Raw genomic sequence first — 18022 nt, forward strand, 5'->3', positions numbered from 1 at the left:
TGGATTTGAACCGCCAGTTTACTGAATTCGTCATCAACGTGTACGAACGGTGTCGTGGCGCCTCACGCGGCGCCGAATGCGCGGATGGTCCCGACCGCCAGGCCCTCGATGGCGAAGTCACTGCCCGGGACCACGTGGAGGTTGGGAAAGTCGGGGTTCTCGCTGTCGAGGAAGATACCTCGGCCCTTGCGGCGCAGTCGCTTGACGGTCACTTCGCCGTCGATGCGGGCGACCACGACCTGGCCGGCGCGCGCGTCGGGTGTTCGGTGGACGAGAAGAAGATCGCCGTCCTCGATACCGGCTCCGGTCATGCTGTCGCCGCGGACCTTCAGGGCATAGTCGGGTGCCGGGCTGAACAGTTGCGGGTCGACGCAGACTTCGTCCTCGAAGTTCTCGATGGCCAGAAGTGGGGAGCCCGCGGCGACGCGACCGATCACGGGAAGCTTGCGCACGCCTGCCTCCACTCCGGCCGGTGGCGCCTGGGGGCGCGTGGGCATGATGCCGCGCGCCCTTCCGGCGCGCAGTTCGATGGCGCCGCGCCTGGCCAGGGCCTGGAGATGACACTGGGCGGCGTTGGGCGAGGCGAAACCGAAATGCGCCACGATTTCCGCGCGCGTTGGCGGCAGCCCGTCGGAGCGCAGTCGCTGCTCGATGAACTCGAGAATCTCTTGCTGGCGCGGCGTCAGGTCCATCGCTCAAACTGTATCAAAGAACAGTTCGAAAAGCATGGGCCTTCGATCACTTGATGATGATGTGGCCCGAGAAGTGCCAGCGTGAATGGGACCAGGGAAAACGGGCGTAGGGCCACCAGGGATCGTAGCGCCAGAACGGGTCGTGGTATTGGTGAACCGGACGGTCCTCACCCCAAAGAAAGAGCGTATCGGCGGCGACCCGCGGGTAGATGTAGCGGAACTCACCGATATGGCCCTCGACGAAATCGGTCAGGGTGCCGACCACCGTGATGTCGCGCCCGCTCTCGAACACCGCCGGGTCCTCGAAGCCCTCGCGGCAGGCGAGGAAGCGTCCCTGGTCGGCGTCACCGCCGTGCGGGCGGGCGCGGTTGTCGAGTTCGCGCGCCAGGATCTCGATGCAGGTTTCCTCGCGTCCCGGGCGGGTATCGACGATACTCCCGCCCCAGCGCACGCGTTGACCGACGTGCCGGTCTTCGGACTGCTCGGGCGACAGGGGCGGGAACTCGCCGCCGAGCGGTTCGGGTATCGTGGCGCAGCCGGCGGCCAGCAGGGTGAGCAGGCCGACGGCCGGAACCAGACGAGGAATGGTAATCATGAACCGACTCTCCTGTTCAGGGTGCGGAACGTGCCAGGCGGCATCAATAGATTAGACGCCGGCAAGCGTCCGCGGTTCAGCGCGCTTGCGCACGGACAGCCGGCGGCAGTCGCGCTTGAATTCTCGCACGGGCGCGTCTCCGCCGCGATCCCCGTAGCGGATCAGGCAGTACGCGCCGGCCAGTTCCAGCAGTCGGTTGCCCTCGGACAGTCGTGGTGCGACTCGCGTGGCCCATCGCAGCGGGGTTTCGCCGATCGCCGGGCCGAGACCGCGCCGCCGCAGCCGGCGCTGCAGCTTCAGCCAGGCGCGTTGCGCGGGGTCGCTCGACCGGGACGGCTGGCGGAACCAGGCCCAGGCGACGAGCAGGACGACCACGCCCAGGGTCGCGACCATCAGCACGGCCATGCCGGTGCTCGACAGGCCGGGCATGCCCAGCAAGCGCATCATACGGCTCTGGCGTTCGGCATCGAAACCGAGCACCCAGGCATTCCAGATGTGCTGGATTCGGTCGTATCGATTGCGCAGGCTACGCAGCCAGTCCAGGCCCGCCCTGTCTCCGGCGGCGCTTCGAGCGCCGCTCTGGATGCGCGCCGGCGACACCGCAGCGGTCGGATCGACCCGCGTCCAGCCGTTGCCGTCGAGCCAGACTTCGACCCAGGCGTGCGCGTCGGAATTGCGCACCAGCAGGTACTCGCCGCTTTCCTGCCAGAAGCCGCCCTGGTAGCCGGTAACGACGCGCGTGGGAATGCCGGCGCCCCGCATCAGGATGGCGAACGCCGACGCGTAGTACTCGCAGTAACCCTCGCGCAGGTCGAAGAGAAATTCGTCGGCACTGTGTCGGCCGAGCGGGGAGGCGTCGAGGCTGTAGTAGAAAGGCTCCTCGCGCAGCCAGTCGAGGACGTGTTCGATCAGCGCGCGGTCGTCGTCGAAGCGCTGGCGCAGGTCGCGCGCCATCTCGAGGGTGCGCGGATTGCGATCGTCCGGCAGGTCCAGCGCCAGCCGGCGTATCGTCTCGGGCAGGCGCGGCATATCGGTAAAGCCCGGGTTGCTGCGCATGCGGTACTGGGTCAGGGTCGTGACCGGATCGCGGCGGGTGATCTGGAAATCGAGCGAGATGCTCGACTGTTCCGGCGTGTTGACCGGGTAGTCGAGGGCGAACAGCCAGTGGCGTTCGTGCGGCTCGAGCTGCACCGAGTAGTGAAGATCTTCCGGGCTCGGCGGAACCTTGACCGACGGCGTTCGCGCGGGCATGAAAGCGCGTTGCCAGGTGTCGCCGTCGAAGCGCCAAAGCACGGGGCCGCGCCAGTAGCGCTGCCTCGGCGGCGGCGGTGAGCCCTCGAACTCGGCCCGGAAGGCGGGTGAGTCGTCGAGGAACAGTTCGGCGATCGAGCCCGGCGACATGCTATCGGACAGGCCCGTCTTGCCGTCCATGACTTCATCGGGCAGCCCCCACAGCGGCTCGGCCAGGCGCGGGAAGGTCACGAACAGGATCAGCGCTACCGGCAGCCCGGCGAGCAGCATGAACGCACCGTCGCGCAGGAATCGCCGCTCGCCGCCCGGCGCCGATGCATGGCCCAGTTCGACGCCCTGGATGCGATGCAGGGCGGTGAAGACCACCACGACGCCGCCGAACAGGTAGACGAGGTAGACGAATTTTTCGTCGAAAAGGAACTGCGTGGAGATCAGGAACAACGAAACGGACGCGACCATGCGCAGGTCGCGAATTCGATACAGCTCGAGCATCTTTGCGGCCAGCATCAGGCAAAGCAGGCCGGTGGCCGCTCGTCGACCCCAAAGGCCGCCGAAACTGACCGCCAGCAGCGCGATCGCGGCCAGGGTCAGGATGAGCCTGAGCCAGCCCGGCGGCGGGCTCCAGCGCTGCCGGGCAGCGACCAGGCGCCAGGAGCAGGTGAGGACCACGACCAGGCCGAGCACAGGCGGCATGGCTAGCAGATGCGGCGTGGCCGCGATCAGGAAGGCCGCGATGGTCCACGCGAGCGGGGCGAATGGAAGATGTTCCTGCGGGCGCTTCACAGTTCTGCCAGTGCACGCAGGCAGGCGTGCTTGTGGCGCTCGCCGCGATCGGGGCCGAGTCGATTGCCCCCCAATTCGAGCGTCCAGGGTCGCCCCTGGTCGTCGGCGCGCAGGATCCACGCGGTCACGATCCGGATACGTTCTTCCTCGTCGCGTCCCGGCGCCCGCTCGAGGCTGAGGAAGAGATCCCGCGACAGTTCACGCCGGAACTGGCGCGAGAGCAGGGTCTGGTGGCGCTGGCTCGCTTTCCAGGCAATGCGATGCAGCGGGTCGCCTTCGCGCCAGGGTCGCAGGCTGTGGAAGTCCTCGCCTTCTTCCCGCGCCTGGCTGCGCTGGCCCGCCCGGGCGTCCCCGCCCTCTGGCAGGGGCGGCGCGTGTTCGGCCGGCCGCGGCCAGACCAGGAAGGGCGCGCTGGGCTCGATCCAGGACCAGGCCCGGAACAGGCCCAGGGGCTGCGTGGTTTCGATGCGCAGGCGGCCGGGCCGGTGCCAGCCCCGGTGTCCGGCGGGCAGGGTGATGGCGACCTCACGCGCACTGCTGGCGGGCAGGTCGAAGCGGCTGTTCGACTCGCCCGCGCGCAGGATCAGGCCCGGGCGATCGCGTGGATCGGGGTTGATTGCCGCAAGCTGCCAGCTTACCGCTTGACCGGCGTGCACGGGTCGGGCCGTGCCGTGGCGCAGTCTGAGGCCGTTCAGATTGCGGAACGACAGCAGCATCGAGTTGATGGCGGTGGCCGCGACAATGAAAGTTGTCAGCAGGCCCAGGTTGTTGTTGAAATTGAGGCTGCCGATGAGCATCGCGCCCATGAGCACGCCCAGCATCCAGCCAAAGCGCGTGGGGAGGATGAAGATCTGCCTGTAGGCGAGCGTCAGCGGCAGGTCCAGCCGCGCGCGCCGCTTGAGCCAGCGGTCGAAAAGCCTGGGGCGCCCGACGCCGGCCCGTGACCCGTCTGCTGTGCGCATCAGGGAACGGGTGTGGACTCCAGGATTTCCGCAGCGACCGCATCGCCGTCCATGCTCGACTCGGCGGCCGGCTGCAGGCGGTGCGCGGCCAGGGCCGGGAAAACGATGCGTACGTTGTCCGGCAGGCAGAAGTCCTGCTGCATGACCAGCGCGTGGGCGCGGGCGGTCTGAATCAGCGCCAGCGCCGCGCGCGGCGACAGGCCGGCCTTGACCGCGGGGTGCGAGCGGGTCGCCGCCACCAGTGCCTGGATGTAGTCGAGCACCGGCTCGGAGACGTGCAGTCGACTGGCCTGTTCGATCAACTCGATCACGCGCTGCGGCGAGAGGACCGACTGCATCTCCTGCAGCATGTCGCGCCGGTCGGGCTCGGTCAGAAGCCGTCGCTCCTCGGCGGCCGACGGATAGCCGATGCGCGTGCGCAAAAGGAACCGGTCGAGCTGCGAATCCGGCAGCGGATAGGTGCCGGTCAGATCGAGCGGGTTCTGCGTGGCGATGACGTAGAAGGGCTTCGGCAGCGTATGGGTGTGACCGTCGACGGTGACCTGGCCTTCGGCCATGGCCTCAAGCAGGGCCGACTGCGTGCGCGGCGTGGCCCGGTTGATCTCGTCGGCCAGCACCACGTTGGCGAAAATCGGGCCGGGGCGAAACTCGAACTGCTCGCCCTCACGGCGATACATGGATACGCCCAGGATATCGGCCGGCAGCATGTCGCTGGTGAACTGGATCCGCTGCCAGTTGCCACCCACGGCCATCGACAGCGCCTGGGCCAGCGTGGTCTTGCCCACGCCGGGCAGGTCTTCGATCAGCAGGTGTCCGCCGGCCAGGAGCGCCGAGAAGGCGAGGTCGATGACCTCGTGCTTGTCGACGATGATCTCGTTGACCTGCCGACGGGCCTGCCCCAGATCCTCGGCGGCTCGGCCCCCGGCGGGGGCCGTCGATTGCTCACTCATCCAGCAGCGCGTTGACCTTGGCGGCGCAGATGAAATCGTTCTCGCTCAGCCCGTCGATGGCATGCGTCGTGAAGTGGATCAGGCAGAAGTTGTAGCCCGCCTCGAAGTCCGGATGGTGGCCTTCCTGGTTTGCGATCCAGGCCATGGCGTTGATGAATGCCATGGTCTTGTAGAAGCCCTTGAATTCGAAACGGCGGTAGATCATCTTGCCGTCGTCGTCGATCTGCCAGCCGGGCACCTGGGCCAGCAACTGCTCTGCGCGGTCGCGGTCGAGGGGGTCGGTGCCGCCCTCGCAGGGGGCGCACTTCTTTTCGGTCAGGGAATCGGACATGATCAGGCTGCTTCCTTGGTCTTGGGTGGATAGGTGGGTTCGAACTCGCCCAGTGCACGTGCCTTGCGGATCAGGGCGAGCAGATCGGCGTTGGCCAGTTCGAACAGGTCGTCCATCTGGTCGAGCACGTAGTAGACCGTCTGGTAGATGTCGATGCGGTAGGGCGTGCGCAGCGCATCGATCGGATCGAACGGCCGGCGGATGGGTTCGTCGCTCTGGAGCGAGTAGATCGTTTCCCCGGGCGAGGAGGCGATGCCGCCGCCGTAGATGCTCAGCTGGCTGCCGTTCTGGATCAGGCCGAACTCGACCGTGAACCAGTAAAGCCGCGCCAGGAAGATGCGTTCTTTCTTGCTGGCCTTGATGCCGGCCAGGCCGTAGGCATGCGTGAAGTCCGCAAACGCCTGGTGAGTGAGCATGGTCGTGTGGCCGAAGATCTCGTGGAAGATGTCCGGCTCCTGCAGGTAGTCCATCGACTCGCGCGTGCGGATGAACGAGGCGGCCGGGAACTTCTTTTCCGCCAGCAGCTTGAAGAACTTGTCGAAGTTGATCAGGGCCGGCACCGGCGCCACTTCCCAGCCGGTGCGCTCACGCAGCACCTCGGAGACTTCCGTCGGTTGGGGAATGCGGTCGGTGGGCAGGTTCAGGATCTCGAGGCCGTCGAGGAATTCCTGACACACGCGGCCCTGGATGACTTCGATCTGGCGTGCATACAGGTCGCGCCAGACGCTATGCTCTTCATCCGAGTACGGGATGATGCCATTTTCGTCCGGTACCTTGGCTTCGTACTTGGTTGACTTGCCCATGAGCACCTCCTTGAATTTTGTCTCCAATCTTATCACCCGTGCGGCCGGCTGCCATGAACGCGGGCGCTGATCGCTGGCCGGGAAAGAGCTGGTACCAGGCCGAGGCCGGCGACCGGGCCTGGCCCGTGCTCGATGGCGATCAGCGCTGCGGCGTGGCCGTCGTCGGCGGTGGTCTGGCCGGTATCGCCACCGCGCTCGGGTTGGTCGAGCGCGGCATGACGGACGTGGTCGTGCTGGACGCCGAAGCGCCGGGGGCCGGTGCATCCGGCCGCAACGGCGGATTCGTGTTCGCCGGCTATTCGCTGGGCAACGACGCGCTGATCGAACAGGTCGGTGATGAAGATGCCGCGCGCCTGCACGGCTACACGCGCGACGCGGTCGCCCTGATTCGCCGGCGGATCGACCGCCACGCCATTGATTGCCGGGTCGACGACACCGGCGTGCTGCTGGCCGACTGGTTTGGTGAGCCCGAGCGCATGCAGTCGATCGCCGACCGGATGCAGCGCCGACTCGGATTCGAGCTCGACTGGGTGCCGCCCGAGGCCATGCCGGACTGGGTCGACTCGCCGCGCTACGGCGGCGGCCTGTTCGAGCCCGGCAGCTTCCATTTTCATCCGCTGCGGCACGTACGTGGCCTGTGCCGGGTCATCGAGGCCGCTGGCGGACGCGTGCTCGGCGACTCTGCGGTTACTGCGATCGGCAGGCATGGCGCGGAATGGCGGCTGGAAACGCGACGGGGTCGGCTCAGAGCCGGGCAGGTCGTGCTGGCCACCGGCGGCTATGATCGGCGCCTGGTGCCGTCGATCCAGCGGGCGCTGCAGCCCGTGGCCACCTACATTGCCGTGACCGAGCCCCTGGGCGAGCGGCTTGCCGAGTGCCTGCCACGGTCCGTGGCGGTCTACGACACGCGTTTCGCGTTCGATTACTATCGGCCGCTGCCCGACACCCGCCTGCTGTGGGGCGGGCGCATCTCCATGGCGAGTCGCTCACCGGCCGCCATTCGCCGGCTGATGCGGCGAGACCTGGCGCGCGTCTTTCCGAGGCTGTCCGGAGTTCGCCTGGACTACGCCTGGGGCGGCTGGATGAGCTACGCGCGGCACGAGATGCCGCTGCTGGGTCGAACGAGCGACGGCCTCTGGTACGCGCTGGCTTTCGGCGGCCACGGCATGGCGACGACGACCCTGGCCGGCGAAATCATGGCCGAAGCGCTGAGCGGGCAGGGTCAGCGCCTGGCCGAGTTCGAGCGCTGGCGGCCGGTCTGGGCCGGCGGACTGCTGGGCCGTGCGGTGGGGCAGGGGATTTACTGGAAGGCGCAGCTGGTCGACCGCTGGCGGGATCGCGGTTGACCTTTGTAGGAAATTTCCTACAAGGACGCGGGTGAATTTCCTACAGGTTTTCGCGGCGAATTGCGTCTGGGCCGAAGCCGAAGACCTTGTCAGACTGTTCATCAACAAGCTTGGCAGGTCAGCCCGTTTGCTGGTACGGGCGCACCCGGTAGCGTCCCGGAAGGGACGCGCTGGGGGGTTAAGGCGGCGCATCCCCTGCGCCGCCTTTTTTAATGGGCCTAGTGTACCCCGTCACTCATCTTGTAACTTATAGAGCGCCGTACAAGCCCGAGCGCAAGGCGGCGCTCGCCGGGAAGGGTGGTGCCCTTTGCAAGAGCGCCAACGCCGCGATCGGGCTTGTACGGGGCTCCCCTCGGGCGAGCGCCTCAGGGGCCATCTGCGGCGTTGCGATTGCTTGACGTAGCGCCACTACGCCGGCGCAATCGCGCCTTGCATCTGGCCCCTGAGGCACTCGCTATAAGTCACAATATGAGTGACGGGGTACACTAAACCCGTTCGAAGATACCGGCCGCGCCCATGCCCGTGCCGATGCACATCGTGACCATCCCAAAGCGCTGGTCGCGGCGATGCAGGCCGTGGATGAGCTTGGACGCCAGGATCGCGCCGGTCGCTCCCAGCGGATGCCCCAGGGCGATGGCGCCGCCGAGCGGGTTGACCTTGTCCGGATCGATTTCGGTGTTGCGGATCACGGCCAGGGCCTGGGCGGCGAAGGCTTCGTTGAGTTCGATCCAGTCCAGGTCGTCCTTGCCGATACCCGTCTGCTTGAGCACCTTCGGGATGGCCTCGATCGGGCCAATGCCCATGATTTCCGGCGGAACGCCGGCCACGGAAAAGCCGCGGAATACGGCCAGCGGTTTCAGGTTCAGTTCCTTGACGACCTTCTCGGAAACCAGGATCAGCGCACCGGCGCCGTCGGACATCTGCGAGCTGGTGCCGGCAGTGACGCTGCCCTTGGCGTCGAAGACGGTGCGCAGCTTGCCCAGCGCCTCGGGCGTGGTGTCGCGGCGCGGGCCCTCGTCGGTGTCGACGACCGTTTCGGTTTCGCGAACCGTGCCGTCGGGGCCGGGCACGCGGTTGGTGACGGTGACCGGGCGGATTTCGGAGAACTCGCCGCCGTCGATGGCGGCGATGGCCTTCTGGTGTGACTGGTAGGCGAACTGGTCCTGGTCCTCGCGCGAGACATCCCATTTCCTGGCGACCTTTTCGGCCGTGATGCCCATGCCGTAGGCGATGGCGATGTTGTCGTCCTCGAACACCTTGGGGTTCATGGCCACCTTGTGACCCATCATCGGCACCATGGTCATGGTTTCGGTGCCGCCGGCAATCATCACGTCGGCCTCGCCCAGGCGGATCCGGTCGGCGGCCATGGCGATGGTCTGCAGGCCCGACGAGCAGAAGCGGTTGACGGTCACGCCCGGCACCGAATCCGGCAACCCGGCCAGCAGGGCGCCGATGCGGGCGACGTTCATGCCCTGTTCGGCTTCCGGCATGGCGCAACCGACGATCACGTCCTCGACGCGGGCCGGGTCCAGTTCGGGTACTTCGGCCAGCGATTCGCGGATCACGTGGGCCAGCATGTCGTCGGGGCGGTAATTCCTGAATGCGCCCTTGAACGCCCGGGCGACCGGGGTTCGAACGGCGGCTACTACGTATGCGTCACTCATGGGTGGAGTCCTCGGATGTCTGATTGATTCGGGTTCCGGTTTACGGTTTACGGTTTACGGGCGGGCTTCCGGAAACTGTAAACCGTAAACCGTTAATTTCAGTTCCTCAACGGCTTTCCGGTCTTGAGCATGTGGGCCACGCGTTCCTGGGTCTTTTCCATCGCGGCCAGCTCGAGGAAGTGCTCGCGCTCAAGGCGGTGAATCCATTCCTCGTCGACCTTCGAGCCGCGGTCGATTTCGCCGCCGCACAGCACCGTGGCGATGCGCGAGCCGATCTCGTAGTCGTGCTCGGAGATGAAGTGGCCTTCGAGCATGTTGGCCAGCAGCATCTTGAGCGTGGCGATGCCGACGTCGCCGGCGGCCGGGAACTTGCGGCCGGCCAGCGGCGGACGGAAACCGGCCGCAGCCATGGCGCGCACCTCGTGGTGGGCGGCATGCAGCAGTTCGTGTTCGTGCAGCACGATGCGGTCGTGCTCGCGCAGGTAGCCCATTTCCTTCGCTTCCATGGCCGAGCCGGCAACCTGGCCCATGGCGATTTGCTTGTAGCGTTTTTCGAGCAGCGGGTAGCTGTCGCCGGCCTTGACGTCGTCGATGATCTGCATCGCCAGGGTGCCCAGCCCGCCGCCGGCCGGCAGCAGGCCGACGCCGGCCTCGACCAGGCCCATATAGCTCTCCAGGTGCGCCACGCGAACGGCGGTGTGCATGGCCAGCTCCAGGCCGCCGCCCAGGGCCAGGCCGCGTACGGCGGCGACGGTCGGTACCGACGCATAGCGCAGGCGCAGGTTGGCGGCCTGGAAGCCGCCGACCAGGTCGCGCACGCTTTCGAAATCGCCCTTCTGGATGGCTTCGGCGGCGGCCTTGAGGTTGGCGCCGGCCGAGAACGGGCCGGCGGGCTGCCAGATCACCAGGCCCTCGAAATCCGATTCGGCCCGGTCCACGGCCGCGTTGAGCCCCTCGACAACGCCGATGTCGATAACCGCCATCTTGCTCTTGAGGCTGGCGATGAGCACGTCGTCGTGCAGGGTCCACAGGCGGATCGAGTCGGTCTCGTACACGGTCGTGCCGGAGTCGGTCTTCTCGCCCAGCAGGCGCACCGGCTGGTACTGGCGCTGGAATACCGGCAGGTCGGGGCGCGGCAGGTAGCGCGCCTGGTCGGCCGCCCAGGATCCCTCCGCCGCGTGCGCGGCTTCGATCTGCCGGACCCATTCGGGCAGACCGGCTTCGACGCCGGTCTTGCGGTTGCCGATGTCGGCCTCGATCAGCTCGGCCATCTTCTTCCAGCCGGCCGACTGCCAGATTTCGAACGGGCCGACTTTCCAGCCGTAGCCCCAGCGGATAGCCAGATCGACTTCGCGCGCGCTGTCGGCAATCTCGGCCAGGTGGTAGGCGCAGTAGTGGAAGAGGTCCCGGTGAATCGACCACAGGAACTCGGTGTGCGCGTTGTCGCACTTGGCCAGTTCGGCCAGCTTTTCACCCGGGTCCTTGATCGCCAGGATCTTCTTGACCTCGTCGGGCAGGCCGTAGTCGGTGTCGCGGTAGTCGCCGGACTTCGGATCGAGGACGCGGATGGTCTTGCCTTCCTTGCGAAAGACGCCCGCGCCGGCCTTCTGGCCGAGGGCGCCGGCTTCGATCAGTTTCTGCAGCCACTCGGGCTGCTCGAACCAGGCGTGCCAGGGATCGTCCTCGAGCTGGGCCTTCATGGTGTTGATGACGTTGCCCATCGTATCGAGCCCGACGACATCGGCCAGTCGGAAGGTCGCGCTCTTGGGCCGCCCGATTGCAGGGCCGGTCATCGCGTCGACCGTGTCGAAGCCCAGGTCCAGGCGATCGGCGTGGTGCATCACCGACAGCATGGTGAACATGCCGACGCGGTTGGCGATGAAGTTGGCCGTGTCGCGACAGCGCACGACGCCCTTGCCCAGGTTCCGGGTGAGGAAGTCCTCGAGCAGGTCCATGACCTTGTCGTCCGTGCCGGCATGCGGAATCAGTTCGACCAGGTGCATGTAGCGCGGCGGATTGAAGAAGTGCACGCCGCAGAAACGGCCGCGCAGCTTCTCGGGCAGTTCCTTCGACAGTTCGGTGATGGAAAGTCCCGAGGTGTTGGACGCGAAGATTGCGCCGTCGCGCACGTGCGGAGCCAGTTTGCCGTAGAGGTCGCGCTTGATGTCCATGCGCTCGGCAACGGCCTCGATGATGAAGTCGCATTCGGCCAGCTTGTCGAGGTCATCGGCAAAGTTCAGCGGGCGGATGAACTCGACCAGGTCCTTGCTGCCCAGCGGCGCGGGCTTGAGCTTGAGCAGACCCTGGCGACCCTGCTCGGCCAGCTTGTTGCGGTCTCCGTCGTCGGAGGGCAGGTCGTAGAGATCGACCGGAATGCCGGCGGCGGTCAGGTGAGCGGCGATCTGGGCGCCCATCACACCCGCACCCAGTACCGCAGCACGTCGTACCTGGAGCTTGTGATCTGTCATTTGATTTCCTTCAATTCACTCGTTGCTGTTCAATACATGCTGGAACCACTGAACTCACCGAAGGCACCGAAATTGGGAGAAATTATTCGGTGTGTTTCGGTGTCTTCGGTGGTTTCCTCTCGGTTCATCACCTAACTGGCCTTGGCCATTGGTGGTTTCATTGCCTGTTGGCCGCCGATCTCTTCGGGCGTGAACTCGTCGACGGCGATGACTTTCGCCGTCAGTTCCTGCGCGCGCTTGAGATCCGTGCCCTGTTCCTCGGTGATCACGCCGGCGGAGACGGCCTTGGCGACCACCTTGTCGACGTTGACCGGGCTGGGTACGACCTTGAGCGCGTTGCGTACCGCCATCTCCGCGGGTGCGGCCTTGAGGACCGCCGCAAATGCCTGGCCGACCAGCCCCGTGCCGTCGTCGGCCTTCGACTGGTAGGCGCCGGCGATCAGGCGGTCACGGCTGGGCGAGTCTTCCATCATCAGGCGGGCCATGCGATGGGTGGTGCGATCGTCGACCGGATGGTGCCGGCGGCCCCAGGGGAAGAGCAGGGGACGCAGGATGCCGCCCAGGCCACCGACCGGGAAGTTCTGCAGCACCCCAAAGAGGGCGTCCTCGGCCTGGTGCAGGCTGTCGGCCACGGCCCACTCGAGAATCGGCAGGTCTTCCTCGGGCCGGCCGTCGTCCTCGAACCGGCGCAGCGCGGTCGAGGCCATGTACAGGTGAGCCAGTGCATCGGCCAGGCGGCCGGAGAGTTTTTCCTTGAACTTGAACTTGCCGCCGAGGATCAGCAGGCACAGGTCGGCCGTCAGGGTGAAGGCCGCGCTCAGCCGATTGATCCTGCGGTAGTGCCTGGCGGTCGGTCCGGACACGGGCGAGCGGCTGAGCAGGCCGCCCGTCAGGCCCAGCAGGGGCGCGCGCACGAAGTTCGAGATCACGAAGCCGATATGACCGAACAGGGCGCTGTCAAAGGCCCTGGCGTCGTCGTCGGCGGCCGACTCCATTTCCTTGAGCAGCCAGGGGTGGCAGCGGATCGCGCCCTGGCCGAAGACGATCATGGATCGCGTCAGGATATTGGCGCCCTCGACGGTGATCGCGACCGGGATCGACTGCCAGGGAATCGACAGGTAATTGTTGGGGCCCTCGACCACGCCCTTGCCGCCGTGCACGTCCATGGCGTCGTTGAGCACGCGGCGGTTGGCTTCGGTCAGGTAGGCTTTGAGGATGGCCGACAGCACCACCGGCTTCTCGCCGTGGTCGAGCGCGCTGAGCGTGAGCTTGTGCGCGGCTTCCATGCGGTAGGTCTCGCCGGCGATGCGCGCCAGCGGTTCCTCGATGCCCTCGAAGTGGCCGATGGGCTGCTTGAACTGGTAGCGCACCCGGGCGTAGGCCCCGGTGGTCATGCTGGTGAGCTTGCCGTTGGCCACGCTCTGGGCGGGCAGCGAAATGGCGCGCCCGGCCGCCAGGCAGTGCATCAGCATGCGCCAGCCCTGGCCGACGCGCTCCTGGCCGCCGATCACCCATTCCATCGGGATGAATACGTCCTTGCCGCGGGTCGGACCGTTGAGAAACACGCTGCCGCCGGGGAGATGGCGGTCGCCGATCTCGACCCCCGGCGTTTCGGTCGGGATCAGGGCGCAGGTGATGCCCAGGTTCTTCCGGTCGCCCAGCAGGCCGTCGGGATCCTTCGCCTTGAAGGCCAGGCCGAGCACGGTCGCCACCGGCGCCAGGGTGATGTAGCGCTTGTCCCAGCTGACCCGGAGGCCGAGCACTTCCTCGCCCTTATAGCTGCCCTTGCAGACGATGCCTTCGTCGGGCATGGAGGCGGCGTCGGAGCCGGCCAGCGGCGAGGTCAGCGCGAAGCAGGGAATGTCCTCGCCGCGGGCCAGGCGGGGCAGGTAGTGGTTCTTCTGCTCGTCGGTGCCGAAGTGCATCAACAGTTCACCCGGGCCGAGCGAGTTGGGCACCATCACGGAAACGGCCGCCGAGAGGCTGCGCGAAGCGATCTTGGTGACCACCGCGCCATTGCCCTGCGAGGAAAAGCCCAGGCCGCCGTACTCCTTCGGGATGATCATGCTCAGGAACCGCTTCTCGCGGATGTACTGCCAGGCCTCGATCGGCAGGTCCTTCAGGTCGGTGTTGATCTCCCACTCGTCGAGCATGGCGCACAGGGTCTCGACTTCCTGGTCGATAAAGCCCTGCTCCTCGGCCGAAAGCGCCGGCTTGTCGATGCCGAACAGCTTCTTCCAGCGCGGCCGCCCGGAAAACAGTTCGGCGTCCCACCAGACCGAGCCGGCGTCGAGCGCCTCGCGCTCGGTATCGGACAGCGGTGGCAGTACCGACTTGAACCACCCGAACAGGCGGTCGGAGACCAGCAGGCGTCGCAGCGGTCGGATGGCCACGACGGCAAGCGCCACGGCGGTGATCGCGTACAGGGTGATCACCGGCCAGGCGGCCGCTTGCGAGATCGTGCCGATCAGGGCAGTGACGGCCAGCAACGCCGCCAGCCAGGACGGGGCACGGAACCAGGCCAGCGCGAGCAGGCCGGCGATGAGTGTGATGATCAACAGCCAGGTCATGATGTTGCCTCCAGAGTGCGACGGGCACTTTCAGGGATACGGTTATCGAGACTGCCGCGCAGGCCGGCGGCAGCGAACTGCACCAGCTCGGCGGCGATGATGCGGGTGTCCTTCAGGGCCGATTCGGCCATGGTCAGTGTCAAGGCGCCGACAATGAAATCGAGCTGGTGCCGCAGCCGGGTGGCATCGGCCCGGGGCAGGGCGGCCGATACGGCGTCGGCAAAACGGCGCATTACGTGGGCGTACTCGTGCCGCATGGCTTCATGCAGCGCATTGTCGCGGTCGGCAAAGGCGCGCAGGAGCAGTTGCATGAAGCGCTGGCCCTCGGCGTCGCCGCCGCGCGTGAATTCCAGCGCCGGCACCACGAAGGCGTCGAGCACTGCCTCGAGGTCAGGGGCCTGATCGTCGTCCTCGATGGCGTCCAGGCGCTCGAGCCGGGCGGCGTTGAGCGCGTCGAGACGTCGGCGAAATATGGCGCGAATCAGTTCCTGCTTGGACCCGAAATAGTAGTTGACCGCCGCCAGATTGGCCTCGGCGGCCCGGGTGATCTGTCGGAGCGTGGTCAGGTGAAAACCCTGTTCGGCGAACAGGCGCTCGGCGGCGTCGAGGATGCGGTCTCGGGTCGAAACAGACAATTGAAACGCTCGATTCAAACAGCTGTTTCAATCCTACGCTCCCGGTGCGCATTGTTCAAGCTTTGAGAAGCAAAATCCTTGAAACGCAAAGACGCAAAGACGCGAAGAAAAAGGAAGGGGTATGTTCCAGTCGGGGGAGCTGGCGCGGCATGGTGATGCAGTCGCTCGGAACGAATCACCCGGGTTGCAGAGCTGCGGCAAGCCTTGCCAGGGGCTGCTTGGGGTTGATTCGGCCTGATTCATCCATTCCTGAAGATCTTTTCCATTCTTGGCGTCTTTGCGTCTTTGCGTTTCCAAAGGTTTTGATGATGACCCCCCAGCGTCCTCAACCGCCACCACACTCGGCCGGGTCGACATCGCGGGTGGCGCGCACGCGGCCGGGGTTGGAGACGATGACGGCGCGGGCGGCTTCGGGATTGCCCGGCGTGCACACGCGGATGGTCAGGTTGGTGCCGTAGGCCACACCGCTGCCCTTGAAACGCACCCGTTCGCGTCCACCGGAGTGCATGGTCAGCCGCGGGTTGCCATCGACGACCCGCAGCACGTCTTCCGGGCGCGCCGGCTGGCCGACCTTGTCCGGATCGAGGTAGACGATCCAGCCGTCTTCCCAGCGATTCCGGCCGGTGCAGCTGAGGCCGTCGCTGCTGGGGCAGGCGGCCACTAGCGTGTTGTGACTGATGGCCTGGCCGCGGGCGAACTGCAGGTGCGCGACCAGGTGGTTGGCCGAGGCCGTCAGGCGCTGTTGTTCGACGAAACGGCCGAGCGCCGGGACAGCGACCGTGAGAATGACCGCCAGTACGGCGACCACGAGCGCCATTTCGACAAGCGTGAAACCGCGTTCTTTCCGATCCGACATGAAACCCTCCTCGCGTTGTGGTGGATGCCGGTGCTCAGCATCCGCCAGAAGCGGTGTGGGAGTCAGTCGCTATTGGTCGGGAAAAAATGTAGGAAATCGCCGCCCCGTTCTGTGCGACGGCGCTGCTGGAACTGTCGGCAAACGCTTCGGCGTCAGTCGTCCTGGCTCGCCGGGAGTCGCTCTTCCAGTCTGGCCACCCGGTCCTCGAGGGCTTCCAGGCGTGCAACCAGTTCGGACTCCGTCTCGGCGGCGGAGTCCGCTTCGAAACGCCGCTCGCTTGTTGCGCCGCCGGTTTCCACCGGGCCGCAAAGCAAGTGCATGTAGCGGTCTTCGCGCTGGCCGGACTGCCGGGGCAGGCGTACGACCATGGGTGGTTGTTTCTGCATCAGGCGTTCGAGCGTAAAAACCACGTCGTCGGCGTCATCGAAGCGGTGGATGCGCTCGGTGCGGGTCAGCAACTCGTTGACGGTCTGCGGGCCGCGCAGCATCAGCAGGGTGATCAGGGCCAGCTGGGCCTCGGTCAGCTCCAGGCCTTTCTCGGCGGTGTGCCGGTAGCGTTCGGCGCGCGCCGAGAAGTCGTGCCGCACCAGGCCCTTGCGTTCGAGTTCGCGCAGGGCCTGGCCGACGCGGCCGGGCTCGAGTTTCATGACCGGCTCGCGGCTGCTCTTCTGGTTGCAGGCCGTGGTGGTGGCGTTGAGCGTGAGCGGATAGGCGTCGGGCGTGGTCGATTCCTTTTCGACCAGGCAGCCGAGCACGCGCGCCTCGACGGCGCTCAGGCGAGTGCCGTCCTCTTGTTCGTCGGCCGGTTCAGGCGTGCCCTCCGGGCCGTCGTGCTCCGGTCCGTTGCTCACAGCGCGTCCCCGATTCGCTCGACGGCCTGCTTGAGGGTATCCAGGCCGCAGGCGAAGGACAGGCGCAGGTGGCCGACGGTGCCGAAGGCGGTGCCGGGAACCGATGCGACCAGCGCCTTTTCAAGCAGGTGCTCGGCCAGCTCGATGTCGTCGGACAGGCCCAGCTTCTCGATCGCGCCGCTGAAGTCGGCGAAGGCGTAGAACGCGCCCTCGCCGGGCTCGCAGCTCACGCCCGGCAGTTCGTTCAGTGCCGGAACCAGCCAGTCGTGGCGTTCCTTGAAGGCCTTGCACATTTCTCCCACGCAGGCCTGGTCGCCGTTGAGCGCGGCAACCGCCGCGGCCTGGCTGACCGAGCTGGGGTTGGAGGTGCTCTGGCCCTGGATCTTCTTCATTTCCTTGATGATCTCGGCCGGGCCGGCGGTGTAGCCGATGCGCCAGCCGGTCATCGCGTAGGCCTTGCTGACGCCGTTGACCACCAGGGTGCGGTCCTGCAGTGCCGGCACGACCTGGGCCAGGGTGGAAAACGGCTCGTCCGCCCACCAGATGTGTTCGTAGATGTCGTCGGTGCAGACGATGATTTTTGGGTACTCGAGCAGCACTTCGCCGATGGCGGCCAGCTGCTCGCGCGTGTAGGCGCGGCCGCTCGGGTTGCTCGGCGAATTCAGAACCAGCAGCCGGGTCTGCTCGGTGATCGAGGCCTTGAGCTGGGCCGGCGTGACCAGGTAGTTGTTCTTGGCCGTGGTGTTGAGCGTCACCGGCGCGCCGCCGGCCAGGCGGGCCATGTCCGGGTAGGAAACCCAGTACGGGGCCGGGATCAGCACTTCGTCGCCCTCGCCGATCAGCGCCTGCATCAGGTTGTACAGGCTCTGCTTGGCCCCGGTGGAGGCCAGGATCTGGTTCGGCTCGTAGCTCAGTTCGTTGTCGCGCTGGAACTTCGAGATCACGGCCTGCTTGAGTTCCGGCGTACCATCGACCGGCGTGTAGCGCGTCTGGCCGGCCTCGATCGCCTCGGCCGCGGCGCGGCGGATGTGCGCCGGCGTGTCGAAATCGGGCTCGCCCATGCTCAGCGAGATCACGTCCTTGCCGGCAGCCTTGAGCTCGGCGGCCTTGGCCGCCATGGCGATGGTGGCAGACGGTTTGACCTGGCTGACGCGCGATGCAAATCGAAATGTCACGATACAACTCCCTACTGGATTCGTGTGGTGCGGCCGATCACGGCCGCGAACGAGTGAACCATTATAATCGTCATGCAATGGCGAAGAGTG

15 protein-coding genes are annotated in these 18022 nt (G+C 66.4%); 1 reads left to right on the top strand and 14 read right to left on the bottom strand.

The features are described 5' to 3' along the window. Positions 1 to 62: 62 nt before the first annotated feature. The 7 genes from lexA to phhA are packed head-to-tail and all read right to left on the bottom strand — an operon-like array spanning position 63 to position 6367. On the bottom strand, positions 63 to 692 hold the full coding sequence (gene lexA, locus ACDC67_RS01185) for a transcriptional repressor LexA (RefSeq protein WP_376690010.1): 630 nt from the start codon (positions 690 to 692) through the stop codon (positions 63 to 65). A 46-nt stretch (positions 693 to 738) separates the two neighbouring features. Beyond that, positions 739 to 1287 (bottom strand): Slp family lipoprotein, encoded by a 549-nt coding sequence (locus ACDC67_RS01190; protein ID WP_376690011.1) that lies wholly within the window; start codon positions 1285 to 1287, stop codon positions 739 to 741. 51 nt (positions 1288 to 1338) lie between these two features. Then, the gene (locus ACDC67_RS01195; RefSeq protein WP_376690012.1) at positions 1339 to 3321 is read right to left on the bottom strand and encodes a transglutaminase family protein; all 1983 of its coding nucleotides are present in this window, start codon (positions 3319 to 3321) and stop codon (positions 1339 to 1341) included. After that, entirely contained in the window at positions 3318 to 4283 is a 966-nt protein-coding gene (locus ACDC67_RS01200; protein ID WP_376690013.1) for a DUF58 domain-containing protein, read from the bottom strand. The genes ACDC67_RS01195 and ACDC67_RS01200 overlap by 4 nt, the downstream gene beginning before the upstream one ends. After that, positions 4283 to 5233: an AAA family ATPase gene (locus ACDC67_RS01205; RefSeq protein ID WP_376690014.1), complete on the bottom strand. Its 951-nt coding sequence runs from the start codon at positions 5231 to 5233 to the stop codon at positions 4283 to 4285. The genes ACDC67_RS01200 and ACDC67_RS01205 overlap by 1 nt, the downstream gene beginning before the upstream one ends. Beyond that, on the bottom strand, positions 5226 to 5564 hold the full coding sequence (locus tag ACDC67_RS01210; protein ID WP_376690015.1) for a 4a-hydroxytetrahydrobiopterin dehydratase: 339 nt from the start codon (positions 5562 to 5564) through the stop codon (positions 5226 to 5228). The genes ACDC67_RS01205 and ACDC67_RS01210 overlap by 8 nt, the downstream gene beginning before the upstream one ends. Before the next feature lie 2 nt (positions 5565 to 5566). Beyond that, a complete protein-coding gene (gene phhA / locus ACDC67_RS01215) occupies positions 5567 to 6367 on the bottom strand; it encodes a phenylalanine 4-monooxygenase (protein WP_376690016.1) in 801 nt (266 codons plus the stop codon). A gap of 53 nt (positions 6368 to 6420) precedes the next feature. On the opposite strand from phhA, the gene ACDC67_RS01220 reads away from it, so the two are divergent. Beyond that, complete coding sequence (locus ACDC67_RS01220; protein WP_376690017.1) at positions 6421 to 7713, top strand: NAD(P)/FAD-dependent oxidoreductase; 1293 nt, start codon at positions 6421 to 6423, stop codon at positions 7711 to 7713. Positions 7714 to 8198: 485 nt separating this feature from the next. On the opposite strand, the gene ACDC67_RS01225 is transcribed toward ACDC67_RS01220, so the two are convergent. The 7 genes from ACDC67_RS01225 to ACDC67_RS01255 form a co-directional block, all read right to left on the bottom strand. Next, the gene (locus ACDC67_RS01225) at positions 8199 to 9377 is read right to left on the bottom strand and encodes an acetyl-CoA C-acyltransferase (protein ID WP_376690018.1); all 1179 of its coding nucleotides are present in this window, start codon (positions 9375 to 9377) and stop codon (positions 8199 to 8201) included. 98 nt (positions 9378 to 9475) lie between these two features. Next, positions 9476 to 11845 (bottom strand): 3-hydroxyacyl-CoA dehydrogenase/enoyl-CoA hydratase family protein, encoded by a 2370-nt coding sequence (locus ACDC67_RS01230; protein ID WP_376690019.1) that lies wholly within the window; start codon positions 11843 to 11845, stop codon positions 9476 to 9478. Positions 11846 to 11976: 131 nt separating this feature from the next. Then, positions 11977 to 14415: an acyl-CoA dehydrogenase gene (locus tag ACDC67_RS01235; RefSeq protein WP_376690020.1), complete on the bottom strand. Its 2439-nt coding sequence runs from the start codon at positions 14413 to 14415 to the stop codon at positions 11977 to 11979. Further along, complete coding sequence (locus tag ACDC67_RS01240; protein WP_376690021.1) at positions 14412 to 15050, bottom strand: TetR/AcrR family transcriptional regulator; 639 nt, start codon at positions 15048 to 15050, stop codon at positions 14412 to 14414. The genes ACDC67_RS01235 and ACDC67_RS01240 overlap by 4 nt, the downstream gene beginning before the upstream one ends. Positions 15051 to 15375: 325 nt before the next feature. Then, positions 15376 to 15906, bottom strand: coding sequence for a GspH/FimT family pseudopilin (locus ACDC67_RS01245; RefSeq protein WP_376690022.1), 531 nt, complete (start codon positions 15904 to 15906; stop codon positions 15376 to 15378). Positions 15907 to 16058: 152 nt separating this feature from the next. Then, the gene (locus ACDC67_RS01250) at positions 16059 to 16757 is read right to left on the bottom strand and encodes a YceH family protein (protein ID WP_376690023.1); all 699 of its coding nucleotides are present in this window, start codon (positions 16755 to 16757) and stop codon (positions 16059 to 16061) included. Continuing rightward, positions 16754 to 17932: a pyridoxal phosphate-dependent aminotransferase gene (locus tag ACDC67_RS01255; protein WP_376690024.1), complete on the bottom strand. Its 1179-nt coding sequence runs from the start codon at positions 17930 to 17932 to the stop codon at positions 16754 to 16756. The genes ACDC67_RS01250 and ACDC67_RS01255 overlap by 4 nt, the downstream gene beginning before the upstream one ends. Positions 17933 to 18022: the final 90 nt, after the last annotated feature.

This window comes from Wenzhouxiangella indolica (genome assembly GCF_042310355.1).
Lineage (GTDB): Bacteria > Pseudomonadota > Gammaproteobacteria > Xanthomonadales > Wenzhouxiangellaceae > Wenzhouxiangella.